Source organism: Streptomyces seoulensis, from assembly GCF_004328625.1.
GTDB lineage: Bacteria > Actinomycetota > Actinomycetes > Streptomycetales > Streptomycetaceae > Streptomyces > Streptomyces seoulensis.
This window is the reverse complement of the sequence record NZ_CP032230.1, coordinates 40,505-53,221: the sequence shown is the minus strand read 5'-3', so window position 1 is coordinate 53,221 and position 12,717 is coordinate 40,505. Positions and strand designations below refer to the sequence as shown.

The window sequence follows — 12,717 nt, the reverse complement described above, 5'->3', positions numbered from 1 at the left end:
ACACCCCGAGGAGACCTGTGACCAGCCCGCTCACCGACCAGCAGCTCGACGGCATCGAAGCCCGCGCGGACGCCGCCACCCCCGGCACCTGGACAGCCGTCGAACTCCCGCCCAACGAGCACGATCCTCGCCCCGTCTACTGGGTGAAAACCGAGTACATCGACGAAGACGGCTGCACCACCCGCCAGACCGTCGCGGATGCGCCCTGGCGAATGGCTGACGCCGAGTACATCGCCGCGATGCGCCCCGAGGTGGCGAAGATCCTTGTCACCGAAGCCCGTCGCCTCCGTGCCGAGCTGGCCGCTACTCGAACGAACTCCCTCACCACCGAGGCTGACGAACTTGTCGCGCACTGCCCCGAGCACGGGAGCCGCGACACCGTCTGGATGAACTGCCACTGCGACGTCGCCGCCGACATGCGCCGCCGTGCCCTCGTTCCGACGTCCGTCGCTTCCGAGGGTGGCGCCCTGTGACCGCCCTCACCCTGCATCCCGACGCCCTCGCCGCCAAGCACGCCACCATCAAAGCCTGGCGGGACAGCCAGAGCCAGCGACCCGAAACCCTCACCGGCTGGACCATCACCCGCGCCCAGGACGGACTGCTCCACGTGTCCGCCCAACTCTCCGGCCCCGACCCGGCAGCCGCGTTGACCGCGTTCGCGGCCCGGCAGGCTTCGTTCCTGACGATCCGTGCGAACCCGTGCGGGGAGGATCTGCTGCCCGTCCTGGACTTCACGGTGCCGGGGCGTACGGCGGCGGTGTGGCGGCTGGACGGGGTGTGGGTGGAGGTGTGGCACCCCGACCCGGCCCCGACGGCTCACGGGCCCGTACAGGCCGTGCTACGGCCGGTGTCTGTGCGGCGCCCGCTGGGTCGTCCTGGTGCCCGGCTCCCGTTCACCCGCCGCAGCCGCAAGGAGACCACCGCATGAGCCCGACCCGTATCCAGCGCCGCCGTACGGCCGGGTGGACGGCGCCCCTCGACGCTCAGGGCCGCAAGCCGGTCTACGTCGGACGTGGCAGTCAGTGGGGTAACCCCTGGGTCGTCATCAAGACGGACACCGGCACCGGGTGGGCCGTGAACTGGGCAGGCCACACGCAGCAGCAGCGACCTAAGGGACTGCGGGACTTCATTCTCGCCAACGACCAGCGTGACGCCCACACCCTGGCGGTCGAGTTGTTCGAGATCTACGTCAACCACCGCCCGCAACTGTGGGTGGCGGTCCCTAAGCAGCTCGCGGGTCGGGACCTCATGTGCTGGTGCGCCGAGTCACTGCCCTGCCACGCCGCAGTCCTGCTCGCCCTCGCCAACGAGGGGAGTAGCGAGTGACCGCACCCGTTCAGGTGGGCCCGTCGCAGTCCAGTGACGGGCCCCGCCCACACCCCGACACACTCACACCCCGACAACTCCAAGTCCTCCAACTCGCCGCCAACGGCCACTCCAACCGGCTCATCGCCCACCACCTCAACACCAGTGAAAACACCGTCAAAACCCAGATGGCCGAAGTCTTCAAACGGCTCCACGTCAACGACCGCGCCCAAGCCGTCGGTGTCGCCAGCCAGGCCGGGATCGTCACCGTCACCACCTACCGCGAACCCAGCAGCCCGGCCGGCGGGCAGCCCACGCTGGAGCAGATGTTCAACCTGATCGGCCGGGCCGAACGCAAAGGCGGCCTCGACTACAGCGAGGGCGACCGGCTGCGGGAAGGACTCCGCGGGCTGATCGCCGCTCACTTGGAGACGGAAGCGCTGCTGGACGAGGAACGCCGACAGTGCACCAACCTCCGCACGTCTAGGCAGCGGTGGAAGCAGCGCGCCTTGCAGGCCGGGACCGTGCCGGTGGATGCGGGTGGGGTGCGTCGGGTGACGGAGCTGGCGAAACGGTGGCTGCACATTCCTGCGAAGCGGGCCGCGGGCCAGCAGGTCCTTGCCGCGCTCTCCAGCGTTCCCGACAGCCCAGCCCCGCAAAGCCGGGCGTCCTGACACCGAACAACGCCCAGGAGGGCCCGTGCGAATACCCCCGCTCCTCGCCCAGAGCGTCCTCGTCGGCGTCATAGCCGTGGGTACTGCCTGGGGATGGCTGACTCTGATCGGCGCCCGTGTGTTGTCGCCGGGTGCGGTCATCGTCTGCACGATCGTCGCCGTCGCTCTCGCCATGGCTGTGGAGGCGGGATGGCGGGCTGTCCGCTACCACCGGCGCCGCCGCGCCCACGCCCGAACCGTTAAGACAAGGAAGGCACTCTGATGCTGTCGTTCGTCCTCTGGGGAATCGGTATAGCTGTCGTCGTATGCGGCCTGGCCTCGCTGTTTACCCGACGCCTTCCCTTGCACAAGATCAACGGCCTGATGTGCCTGGCTAACAGTGTCATCGCGCTAGGCGGTGTCGTGGACGGGAGTCCAGTGTCCGCATCCATGTCGGCTGGCTTCGCTGCGGTGAGCGGCTGGCTGTGGTGGAAGGGCGGGGGAGGCGATGACACGAAGCGGCGGCTCCGGACCTGGGCACGCCGCTTCCAGGGCGTCCGCCGTACCGCTCCGAGTGCCGCGTGAGTGCGGCTGGTGGGTCAGTGTCCCGGTGGGGTGAGGAGCAGCGCCAGGCCGCCCGCAGAGGCGTGTGGAGGCGTTTCCTCGCCGCCCTGGGGCTCAGCCCCGCCGCACGGCGCGCGGACGCCCACGCTGCCGCCTGTAACGCCGGGGCCGAGGGGGAGCGGCGCACCGCCGCCCTGCTCCAGCCGCTGGAGGCCGTGGGGTGGAAAGTGCTGCACGACCGGGCGATACCCGGCGCCCGCAGCGCCAACGCCGACCACGTCCTCGTCAGCCCCGGTGCCCGTGTGTTCCTGGTCGACTCGAAGCTGTGGTCCAGCCGGTACCTCGTCCACGCTGCGGGCGGCACGCTGTGGCATGGGGAGGCCGGTCACAAGCCGGCGAACCGCAGCAGGGACCTGCGGAGCGTCCTGTACGAGACGGATCTGATCGCCCGTGCTCTTGGGGTGCCGGTGCAGCCGGTCATCGCCGTGCACAACGCTCCGGTGGCCGGGTCCGGGTTCACGGTGCGGGAGGTGCCCGTCGTGCCTACCGACCGGCTGGTGGAGGTGCTGCGGGTGAACGACGGCCCGCCCGCCCGGCGGGAAGCTGCCGCCCTGGCCCGGCGCGCAACCGTAGTCCTCCCGTCGTACTGAGCGTGCTCTCGAGAGCCTGCCGTCCTGGCGTTCGTCCCAGGTGGCGGGCTCTTTTTTCACACCCATACAATCGGTCATGTGTTCGACGACCTGCCGGAGGATGTGCCCCGCCTCGAAACCCTGCGGACCTGGCACGCCATGTGGGTCACCCGGATCGACGCCAAGCTCACCCAGGCCCGCCAGCGAGAAGCCGAGCAGGCCCGCGCCGCAGCCGTACGGGAGGCAGAGCGGCCGGCGTGGCTGCTGGACTACGGGCTGAATCGTGACCGGCCGCCGGTCGGGGTGCATGTGGGGGACTGCCGGATGGCCGGGCAGCGGTCGAAGGGCATCGACGCCGACGTGGCCCGGCAGGCGTTGGCGGCGGGGGTGTCGGCGTGCACGGTGTGCCGTCCGGACACCGAGCTGGGGATGCTGGAGCAGTAGACCGGGCCGGAACGTACGTCCGCCCTGCCACGACGGGGGACGTGCGTGGCAGGGCGGAAGGCGAACACTGGCTAGCTAGGCCAGCGAAGGCCCGGTGCCGATCGGTGGGTGGCCGGGGCCACCCCCACCGGGTTGATCTCACGCCTACCTCCGGCAAGGAGGCCGGGATCAGCGCGCGTATCCAGTGTGGCATGCCGGTCTGACAACGCTCCTTGGGTTACGTGGTCTGCCGTAGGTAGTAGTTGGCGAGCATCTGCCGCAGGCCGGGTAGGTCGTACTCCGTGGTGAACCTGCCGCCGTCCGTGGCGGCCGGGACTCCACGGTTCGGTGAGCACAGGATCGGCTTGCGGCCGGCCGTGGACTTCACGCACTCGCCGTTCTCCACCACTCCGTCCTTGTCCAGGTCGGTGTTGGGGTGGTCCAAGCCGAGGATGTGCCCGAGTTCGTGGGTGACGGCGTCCTTGCGGCGGGCTTCGTTCGTGGTGACGTTCGTGGAGAACCACGTGCTGGACGTCCAGTACTCCGAGTCCATCAGGATGTGGCCGCCCCACGCGGAGCCGTCACCGGTGTTGTGGCAGGGCAGGGCCTGGCTCATGCCGCTCACGTTCATGGGCCGGTACAGGTAGTGGACGACGATGCGGTGCCGGGCCGGACAGGCGCTGGTGGGTGTGGTGTCGAGGCTGGTCGACACGGTGACGGGGACACCGACGCTGCCGGTGACCTGCGCGGCCGGCGCTGTCAGGTAGCTGGTGAGCTTGGTCCGGGCTGTGGTGTCGGCGAAGACGATCGTGTATGGGTCGGGCGAGAGGCTGAAGATGCCGCTGCCGGTCTCCGCTTTCCAGCCGGTGCCCTTGTAGACGGGTGTGGTGGTGGCGGCGCGGGTGTCGGTGGCGGAGGCGAGGAGCAGCGCGGCCGCGGTGAGGTCGGCTGCCGTGAGGGCGGTGAGGGTGCGGCGTATTCGTGCGGGTTTGGGCTGAGGCATGCCCTTCAGTGTGGGCACGAAACGCCGCCGTGTTCCCTCTGCTCAGATCGGCAGCCAGCCGCCGTTGCCATCACCACGGAGGACGACAGGGCAGCACTCGCAGATGCCAGTGCCATAGCCGGGCTTGTCCCGCAGTTCGGTGGTCTCGACGATGTTCGGGTGCGGGCACCAGTTCTCGAGGACGTGCCACACCAGTTGCCCGTCGGGAGTGATCGCGGTGCCCTTGTAGCCGGCATGGATGTAGAAGCCGAGGTGGGTGGGGATGGGCTGGCCGGTGCCGACGACTTGGAAGCTGCGCCGCATCGGGTCCATGCCGGCTGGGCGGGCCTGGTACCAGACGTCCACGACGTTGGGGCGGCGGATGGCGGTGTGGAGGATCTCGCCGGTGAGGTCGATGCCGTGGGGGCGGTCGTCGATGGGAAGTTCTATGCGGTGGATGATGGCCTGGGGCGGGGGCGTGGTCATGCCTCTACGGTGCCGCTGATCCGGCCGGTTGTTCCCTCCGCTGGATGCCGGCGCGCATGCCGCCAGGCAGCGCGCCAGGCTGGCTACCTCAGTTGGTCCAGGCGCCGTGGAGGGCGGACACGGTGAATCCTGGCCCGTACGCCACCACCAGTGCCTGCGCCCCGGCGGCGGGCGGGTCGTCGTGGGTGCGTTCCAGGACCCGGAGTACGGCTACCCCACCCAGGTTGCCTTCGGTGGTGAGGGTGTCCAGGGAGTGCCGTGCATCGTGCTCGGTCATGCCGAGCGCGGTCGCGGTGTCGAGGATGATCGGCCGGGAGCCGGGGTGGATGACGGGTGTGTCGACGGTGCGGCCGTCGAGCCAGTCGATGACGGCGGGCATCGCCTGCTTCGCGCCGCCGGAGGCTTGCTTCGTGGAGTCGAAGTGGAGGCCGGTGCTGTCGATGCGGCCGGCGTAGTAGTCCAGTGAGCCTGGCATGGCGTACTCGAACAAGCCGTCAGCGTCGACCTGGAGGCCGGGGCCGTGCGGGTCGGAGGACACGATGGTCGCGGCCGCGGAGTCCCCGAACAGGGCTTTGTAGATCATGTGCTCGATGCCGGTGTCGGCATGGTTGTAGGAGGTGGAGAGGACTTCGGCGGCGACGACGAGGACGTGGGAGCCGGGGTGCAGGAGGGCTTGCTCGGTGGCGCGGATGAGGGCGTGGGCTCCGCCGGCGCAGGCTGTGGTGGTGAGGGCGGTGCGGCGGATGGTCGGGCTGAGGCCGAGCCGGTGCACCAGGTGGACGTCCAGGTTGGGGACGGCCCAGCCGGTGGCGTGTGTGGTGATGAGCCCGGTGACGTCTGCGGGTTGGAGGCCCTGCTCGTCGAGGATGCGGCGGGCGGCCTGCTCGGCCATGGCCAGGCCGTCGGCGAACGCGCGGCGGACACGGTCGGCGATGGGGGCGGTGCCGGTGATGGTGTCCGCGGTGAGCGGCTGCGTGAAGTAGCGGGAGTCGACGCCGCAGTTGTCGATGACGCGGAGGATCGCGCCGAGCCGCGGATGGTCCGGGTGGTGGGCGCGGATGTCGTCGGCTATCTCCGCGGTCGTGACTTTGTGGGCGGCGAGGATGGTGACGGGCTGGCTGATACGGACGGGCATGGGTCCCCCCTTGGACACACGTGACCTGGTCCGGTCAAAGTACGGCAGATGGCTTGAACGTTTCCCTCTGCCGTACTGGCATGGTGCCCGACTGCCCGTCGAATCGGGGCATAGATGGGTGGACTGGCTGCTCAGGGGGCTTTCAGGAGCGGCGGCCGGTCCATGGGGGGCTGGGTGTCCGGCCGAAAAATGAGGATCATGAACCGGGCGCCGGGGGAGGCCATGGGCTGCGCCGCGCACATCGTCACCCAGCCATCGCCCTCCACGGCGTGCCGGATCGGCCGTTCATGCCCGTCCGGGTGAATCGACGCCCCACCCTTCTCGTACAGGGCTCTGGATGCCGGGTCGGCGCAGACGTCGGTTTCGATCCCGCGGAGGACCTGATCCTGGGGGCGTTGGGCGAGAGCCGCTTTGAGCTGGGGCATGACGAGCGGCGCCCACGCGCCTTCCCAGTCGATGAGTTGCTCCCTCCCAGAGACGAGCATCCACCGCATGGTGTTCGCTGGCGGCTCCCTGATGAACAGGTCCTCAAACGGCTGGTTGTGGGCGAGGACGGTCCAGGAGGCGTCGGTGACGTAGGCGGGGGCGACGACCCGGGTGACGGCGTCCTCCCAGGCCGCGGGTACGGCATAGCCGGTGGTGTCGTAGAGGGGTGTGGGCGGGTCCTCGCCGCGGGCGTACCGGCACAGCGCGGTCCACTCCTGCTCGTTGAGCTGGTAGAGGCAGGCGATGTCGCGGAGCAGGTCGACGGGCGGGTTCTTGTACCGGCCGGCTTCGAGCTTCTGGTAGGTGTTGCGGGCCCGGTTCAGGAGTTCGTCGACCTGGTCCTGGGCGAGGCCGAGGGAGCGGCGTCCCTGTCGTGCGGCGGGCCGGGTAAGGCCGAGGGATTCGGGTGCTATACCGTCGCGCCGTTCCTTGAGGAACTTTTTAAGTGCGTCCTTGTTCACTTTGCGGTATCCCCCCGATAGGCGAGTTGACTAAGAGTCAAGTGTAGGTAGTGAGCATAGGTTTACCCCTCAAAATCTTCCGTGGAAAACGGGTAGTTGTCCGGTGCATCATCGGTGTGCGCGGTCCTGGCCTGCCAGGTTGTTGGGGATCGTGTGCTGGCTCTTGTCTGGGGTTGTGGGTGCTGTGGCGGTGTTCGAATTACTGTCGGGGTGCTTCTCGGGTGGGGGTCTGCGGGTAAACCGGGTGGGTAACCGGTTTCGGTAGCCGTTTCCCTATGGGGAATCGCAGCGCGGCAATCGGACCGGCCCCCTACTGGTTGCTTCGCAACGTGTCTGACTGCGGCCGGTGTCCTCCCGCCCTACACCAGGGGCCCCGACACCGGCCGCCAGCACACCCGCGCCATCCCGGCCCGCCTGATGCCTTTCCGGCCTGCCTGCGCGTGCCGGGTAGTCTGCATGACGGTGCCCCCGCCTGTTTCCGTCAGGCGGGGGCACCGTGGTGTGTTGCCCTCAGATGAGCCTCTCGCCGCCCGATGCGATGAGGCGGAGGCGGAAGGGCTCCGGCTCTACGACCTTGCCGGGGAGCGGCCAGTCGTCCGCCCGCAGCCCGTACTTCTTGGGCGGCTCCCACCGCCTGTCATGCTTCCACTCGGCAGCCTCTCGGTAGAGCCGGGCCCACGCCTGCTCTTGCCCGTCGGTCATGAGGTAGGAGAGGTAGGCGTGCGGGTCCTCCTCGGTCGGCTCGTTCACTGCTCACGCCCGCCCGCGACAACCAGGGCGGCCATGAAGATCCAGCCCTTATGCCATGCCTGGTCCATCAGGTACCCGGCGTTCGGGTCTCGCTCTAGCCATTCTGCGTGCCCGGTGGCGGCGGCGAGGCGGACGATGCCGCGCGGCTGTTTGTCCTGCCAGTGGCCGCCCTGCCGGTCCGCGATGTAGTGCGTGACCGCGGACACGGCAAGCCCGAGGGCGGCCCGCCTCCACGACAGTCTTAATCCGGTGGCCCGGTGGATGGCGTACAGGGCGGCGGCCTGGGTGGCTGTGTAGGTGAGGACGTGCTCGGTGCAGGCGAGGGCGCCGTCACGGTTCGGTAGTCCCTTGGCGGCAGCCTGGGCGTCGACTTGAGTCCAATGGTCGCCGACTTCGTGGGCGGCGGTGAGGGCGGCGTAGGTGGCGGCGAACGCGGCAGCGGTCATGCCTTCTTCCCCTTCTTGCTGCTCTTGCCGGTCTTGTTGTTGGGGATGTAGTCGCCGGTGATGGTGACGTTGCTGACGTGCTGCCCGCCGTGGAGGACTCCGATGTTGATGTTGCGGGGGCTGTCGGTGTCACGGTTGGGGTGCTTGGCGGCCTCAGCCTTGGCCATGGCGACGATCTCGGCGATGGTCATGTCCTTGCTCATGGGGTTCTCCTTGGGTGTGTTGCTTCTACTGTCTCGGGGGTGGGGGGTTTCGTCTGGTCCGCAGGCCCACAACGGGCGTGACCGTGGTCACGTGTTGCTTTGGCTTGCTGTTCGAAGTCGGCAAGCCGGTCGATGTACGCCTGCACTTTGGCGAACGCCCATGCGAGGGCTTGGGGGGTCACAGTCGTAGTCGGCGGGGGTCATCGGAGTCCTTCCGGTCAGGGGCCGCCCCCGAGCACAAGGAGGCGGCCACAGGGGCGGGGTTAGGCGGTGGCTCCGCAGGTGCGACAGGCGAATCCGGGCGGCGGGCTGTCCATGCAGGCGTTGCAATTGGGCGTGGTGATGAGCTGCTGAACGGTGACGCCGAGGGCGGCGGCTAGGGAGACGACATCGTCAACGTAGACCGCTACGGGGGCGGCACCGGGTGCGGCGGCCTTCTCCATGCGGCAGATGGTGCTGAACCCGACTGACTTGCCTGTCTGTTCCGTGGTGCTGGCGAGCGTGCGCTGGGAGATGCCGCGCGTTCTGCGTAGTGCGGCAACGTTGGCGCCGACGGCCCGGGAGACGGCGAGGTTGTCGCTGCGGGGACCTTTCATAAGGTTTCCTATCTGTCGGAGCGCCGCGCGCTGGAGGTGTGGGTGGTCAGGCGGTGTAGCGGCGGACGGGGATGCCCGCCTTCTCGGCGAGGTCGGCGCAGTGTGTGGCGCCCCGGCTGCCGTCACGGATGAACGCCAGGCACAGGTCGGCACCGAGGCTGACCATGCGGGCGTTGCGGCGCGGGCCAGCCGCTCGGTCGAAGACACCGTTGGGTCGCCAGTCCGCAGCATGCCGCTCGATGGTGGCGCCGCACTGGCGAGCCCACAGATCGGCCATCGCGTCAGCACCACGCGGACAGTCACCGTGAACCACGACCAGCTCCCGGCCGGCGGGCACACCTTCGGCGGCTCGAGCGAGCGCCCGCTGGACGGCGCCCACATCGGTCCACGTGCGCGAGCCGGTGACGAGGACGCGGTAGGGGGTCATCGCGTCCCCTCGCTGACGCATCCGCAGCCGCAGGCCACGTCCGGCATGTCGTCGACCTGGTGCGGCCCGGTGGGGCAGTCGTCGGTCATGCACGGCCAGCAGCGGGTCGGGTGGGTGGTGACCGTGAGCGGCGTCTCCTCGCCGCCGTCTGCCGCAGGCTGGGACACGGCGGTCATCTCGTCGCCGCGCTTCAGCAGCACCTCCCTGTATTCGGGGTCGGCATCAGCGAGCTGCAGCAACGTCGGCACGCCAGTGCTGGGCGGCTCCACGCTGTAGGTGGTCGTCTCCCGGACGATCCGCCGCTGAACCGGGGTGTCGTCCGCCCACCGGGGGGCGCGCTCAGTCGCGGTGTCCCGCCGCTCGACAGCAGCCTCCCGGCACAGGAAGTGGCTCCCAGGCGCCCACTCGCCCGCATCGGGGTCATAGGTCTCGACACGCCACGACGCCTGCCGGGGCCGCGCCTCGGTGTCGGGCTGGGGTGCCTCGGCTCCGTTCAGCACGGCCCGGAGCGCGGCCAGCCCCTCGGGGGTGAGGCCGATGTCGACGGACCACACCTGGGTGTCCAGGTGCGTGATCTCCGGCAGGTGCAGGATCACACCACCATCAGTGTTGGAGGTGACAGTGGGCGCCTCCCCCGCCTCAGACTGCGGCATCGGTGTACCGGGGCAGCGGACGGGGTCCATGCCCGGCTGCACGACCCACAGGTGCGGGCCGTGGGTTGTGGCCAGGTTGCCGAGGCGATGCATCACGGCGGCGTTGCACGGCTGGCCAGGCGTGCAGGTGGGCGCCTCGGCGGCCAGACGGCGCAGCTGCTCGGCTACGTCCCGGCACGGACGGAACTTGTCCGGCTCCAGCACACCATCGGCCTTCAACTGTCGGGTCTCGGCGTCGATCGCCTCGGCTGCGTCGAGCAGGGTGGCGGCCCGGCCCGACTCGGGCAGCACCGCCAGGACCGCGTCGGCCACCATGTCGGCCTCGCCGCCAGACAGGATGATCGGTTCCCCACGCTCGGCCATAGCCAGCGCGTTCGGGCCCAGGCGCAGCGACACCGTGCGCGCAGCCGCAGCCACACGGTCTCGGAGGGGGGCGTGGTCCGGCGGCGGGGACACCAGCACAGGCGCGGCAGGCTCGTCCTGGTTCAGGATGCGCAGCAGCTCCACGGCTCGCGTCATACCGCGCCAGTAATCAGCGCTTTCCCCGGTGGACGCAGCATCCCGGTCCAACTCCAGGGCGAGGGCAGCAGCGAGAAGCGGCGGCCGGGCGGTCGGGTCGGTGTGGTTCACGTGGTCTCCAGTCGTAGGGTTTCGGCTGCCGGCTCGGCGGTGATAGCTCCACCGCCGAGCCGTGCGCGGGTCATGGGGTGCAGTCCCCGGGGCGCGACTACGCGGCGCCGTCGAAGTCGAAGAACAGCTGGTCCTGCGTGCGCTGGGGAAGCGGCACAACGTCCACCGGGCGGGCCGGGGTTGGCGGTGCGGGCCGTTCGAGGGCGGCGGCCACCTTCTCGAACTGGGCGGTGGCTTCCTTCAGGCTGGCGATGATCTCGGCAGCGATAGCGGCCGGGTCCTCGAACTCTGACTCCGTGGCCGGCGGCGTCTTGCGGGTGGGCCAGGTGGTGGGCTGCGCATCGGCCGGCCGGGTGGCGGGAATGGTGACGATGACGGTGGGCACGTCGGTGCCGGACTCCCGGAACGCGCCCTTGCCGACCGCCTCGACCGTGCCGCCTCGGGCTTCGACGAGCGTCCGGAACTTCGCGGTGGCGCGGGACTCGGTGGTCACTGTCCATGACATGACCGACACCAGCAGCCCGTCGGGCTTGAGGAACCTGAGCGCGTGCTCGACGTGCTGCATGTCGGCGCCCTTGGTGAAGGGCGGGTTCATCACCACCCGGTCGTAGGCAGCTTCGGCGGGCACGGTGAGGAAGTCGGCGGCGTGCACCTGGTGTCCGGCGTCGGCGAGGACGGCGGCGTAGCCAGGGTCGCGCTCGATGCAGTCCACGGTTGCGCCTGCCTCGGTCACGGCACCGGCTATGGCGCCCGAGCCGGCGGACGGCTCCAGCACCCGCACGCCCGGCGTGAGCTTGGCGAGGTCGATGAGCCGCTGGACGACGGGCTTCGGGGTGGGGAAGTACTGGGCGGACTGCCGCTTCTCCCGCAGGGTGACGACGCTGCCGGTGGCGTACACGGGGGCCAGGGCGGTGTCGGCGTCGGTGGGGAACAGGTGGGCGCCCTCGCTGGAGGTCCATCGGCCGCCGACGGCTTCAAGGATCTCGTTGATCTGCTGGTAGGTGCGCGGGTCCAGGCGGGGGCCGGTGAGGGTGAGCCGGTTGCCGTCGGTGTGGGCGCGGTCCTTCAGTGTGGCGAGGAGCGCGGGCGGGATCTTCACGGTTTCCTCCGGGTGTGTTGGGGTGGGGTGCGGGCGCGGAACCGCAGGTCAGGCGGCGGGGCGGGCGGGGCGTTCGTCGGTCCACTGGCCGCCGGGGGTGTCGCGGCGGAGGAGGGCTTCGGGAACGCGCCAGCCGTTGCCTTCTCGGGCTAGCAGGTCGGCGGAGAGCTGATCCCGGTACTGCTCGCTACCGCAGGTGATCACTTGGCCGTCGGTGCAGCGGATGCCGAACAGGCAGGCGTCCTCGCGGCGCTGGCGCTCCTCGTCGACGTGGGCGTTGTGGAGGTCGCAAGCGCGCTCCGGGCCGACCTGCTGGTACCAGGCGTCGATCTTCGGCTCGTGCTCCAGGTAGAAGGCGCGCAGCTTGCCGAAGTCGTTGGCGATGGCCTGGAGTTCGGGGCTTTCGAACTTGGGGCTGTACTCCTCGGCGGCGTAGGTGAAGCCTTCGTTCTCGACCTTGGAGACGAAGCCTTCGAACTCCAGGAAGTCGTAGTCGGACCAGTCGGTGGGGTTGGCGATGTCGGTCACGTGTCTGCCTTTCGGGTCTGTGCGCCTGTGTGGGGCGTGTTCACGGGGTGGGGTGGTGTCTGGGTCGGGGGTGGGGCTGTGCGGGCGTCTGCGGGTCGGTCAGGCTGACCAGAGGGTGGGCTGGTGGACGTAGAGCGGTATCTCGGTCTGGCCGGGCACGGTGTCGGGTGCGGGTGGCAGGCGCACGGGTGCTGGCCGGCGTCGGGTGATGCCTTGGCGGCGGGCGCAGACGGGCCCGAATCCGGTCGGGGACGGGCGGGA

General features: G+C 69.7%; 18 protein-coding genes. 6 read left to right on the top strand and 12 right to left on the bottom strand.

Annotated features, from left to right (window positions below):
• Positions 1-17: 17 nt before the first annotated feature.
• The 6 genes from D0Z67_RS29340 (at position 18) to D0Z67_RS29320 (ending at position 3,595) form a co-directional block, all read left to right on the top strand.
• Positions 18-473, top strand: a complete 456-nt coding sequence (locus D0Z67_RS29340; protein WP_031182973.1) for a hypothetical protein — start codon at positions 18-20, stop codon at positions 471-473.
• Positions 470-928: a hypothetical protein gene (locus D0Z67_RS29850; RefSeq protein ID WP_031182972.1), complete on the top strand. Its 459-nt coding sequence runs from the start codon at positions 470-472 to the stop codon at positions 926-928. The genes D0Z67_RS29340 and D0Z67_RS29850 overlap by 4 nt, the downstream gene beginning before the upstream one ends.
• Positions 925-1,326, top strand: coding sequence for a DUF4326 domain-containing protein (locus D0Z67_RS29335; RefSeq protein WP_037775735.1), 402 nt, complete (start codon positions 925-927; stop codon positions 1,324-1,326). Before D0Z67_RS29850 ends, D0Z67_RS29335 begins: the two co-directional genes overlap by 4 nt.
• Positions 1,323-1,979: a response regulator transcription factor gene (locus D0Z67_RS29330; RefSeq protein ID WP_078873544.1), complete on the top strand. Its 657-nt coding sequence runs from the start codon at positions 1,323-1,325 to the stop codon at positions 1,977-1,979. The genes D0Z67_RS29335 and D0Z67_RS29330 overlap by 4 nt, the downstream gene beginning before the upstream one ends.
• Before the next feature lie 581 nt (positions 1,980-2,560).
• Positions 2,561-3,172: a nuclease-related domain-containing protein gene (locus D0Z67_RS29325; protein WP_158713901.1), complete on the top strand. Its 612-nt coding sequence runs from the start codon at positions 2,561-2,563 to the stop codon at positions 3,170-3,172.
• Positions 3,173-3,250: 78 nt separating this feature from the next.
• Positions 3,251-3,595, top strand: a complete 345-nt coding sequence (locus D0Z67_RS29320) for a DUF6233 domain-containing protein (RefSeq protein WP_031182967.1) — start codon at positions 3,251-3,253, stop codon at positions 3,593-3,595.
• Between the two features lie 217 nt (positions 3,596-3,812).
• Here the strand turns inward: D0Z67_RS29320 and D0Z67_RS29315 are convergent, their stop codons facing one another.
• From D0Z67_RS29315 to D0Z67_RS29260, 12 genes are all read right to left on the bottom strand, one after another.
• Positions 3,813-4,577 carry a zinc metalloprotease gene (locus D0Z67_RS29315; RefSeq protein WP_037775732.1) on the bottom strand — a complete coding sequence of 255 codons (765 nt, stop codon included), beginning with the start codon at positions 4,575-4,577 and terminating at the stop codon, positions 3,813-3,815.
• Positions 4,578-4,619: 42 nt separating this feature from the next.
• Positions 4,620-5,042: a DUF7352 domain-containing protein gene (locus tag D0Z67_RS29310; protein WP_031182965.1), complete on the bottom strand. Its 423-nt coding sequence runs from the start codon at positions 5,040-5,042 to the stop codon at positions 4,620-4,622.
• A gap of 88 nt (positions 5,043-5,130) precedes the next feature.
• A complete protein-coding gene (locus D0Z67_RS29305; protein ID WP_031182964.1) occupies positions 5,131-6,177 on the bottom strand; it encodes a beta-ketoacyl-[acyl-carrier-protein] synthase family protein in 1,047 nt (348 codons plus the stop codon).
• Between the two features lie 131 nt (positions 6,178-6,308).
• The gene (locus tag D0Z67_RS29300; RefSeq protein WP_031182963.1) at positions 6,309-7,124 is read right to left on the bottom strand and encodes an MmyB family transcriptional regulator; all 816 of its coding nucleotides are present in this window, start codon (positions 7,122-7,124) and stop codon (positions 6,309-6,311) included.
• 510 nt (positions 7,125-7,634) lie between these two features.
• A complete protein-coding gene (locus D0Z67_RS29295; protein WP_031182962.1) occupies positions 7,635-7,874 on the bottom strand; it encodes a hypothetical protein in 240 nt (79 codons plus the stop codon).
• On the bottom strand, positions 7,871-8,320 hold the full coding sequence (locus D0Z67_RS29290; RefSeq protein WP_031182961.1) for a hypothetical protein: 450 nt from the start codon (positions 8,318-8,320) through the stop codon (positions 7,871-7,873). The genes D0Z67_RS29295 and D0Z67_RS29290 overlap by 4 nt, the downstream gene beginning before the upstream one ends.
• A complete protein-coding gene (locus D0Z67_RS29285) occupies positions 8,317-8,523 on the bottom strand; it encodes a hypothetical protein (RefSeq protein ID WP_031182960.1) in 207 nt (68 codons plus the stop codon). Before D0Z67_RS29285 ends, D0Z67_RS29290 begins: the two co-directional genes overlap by 4 nt.
• Before the next feature lie 263 nt (positions 8,524-8,786).
• Positions 8,787-9,119 carry a helix-turn-helix domain-containing protein gene (locus tag D0Z67_RS29985; protein ID WP_031182959.1) on the bottom strand — a complete coding sequence of 111 codons (333 nt, stop codon included), beginning with the start codon at positions 9,117-9,119 and terminating at the stop codon, positions 8,787-8,789.
• 46 nt (positions 9,120-9,165) lie between these two features.
• Positions 9,166-9,546: an SLOG family protein gene (locus D0Z67_RS29275; protein WP_031182958.1), complete on the bottom strand. Its 381-nt coding sequence runs from the start codon at positions 9,544-9,546 to the stop codon at positions 9,166-9,168.
• Positions 9,543-10,829 (bottom strand): hypothetical protein, encoded by a 1,287-nt coding sequence (locus tag D0Z67_RS29270; protein ID WP_031182957.1) that lies wholly within the window; start codon positions 10,827-10,829, stop codon positions 9,543-9,545. The genes D0Z67_RS29275 and D0Z67_RS29270 overlap by 4 nt, the downstream gene beginning before the upstream one ends.
• Positions 10,830-10,926: 97 nt before the next feature.
• Positions 10,927-11,928, bottom strand: a complete 1,002-nt coding sequence (locus D0Z67_RS29265) for a methyltransferase (RefSeq protein ID WP_078873540.1) — start codon at positions 11,926-11,928, stop codon at positions 10,927-10,929.
• A gap of 48 nt (positions 11,929-11,976) precedes the next feature.
• The gene (locus tag D0Z67_RS29260) at positions 11,977-12,456 is read right to left on the bottom strand and encodes a hypothetical protein (protein ID WP_051887985.1); all 480 of its coding nucleotides are present in this window, start codon (positions 12,454-12,456) and stop codon (positions 11,977-11,979) included.
• Positions 12,457-12,717: the final 261 nt, after the last annotated feature.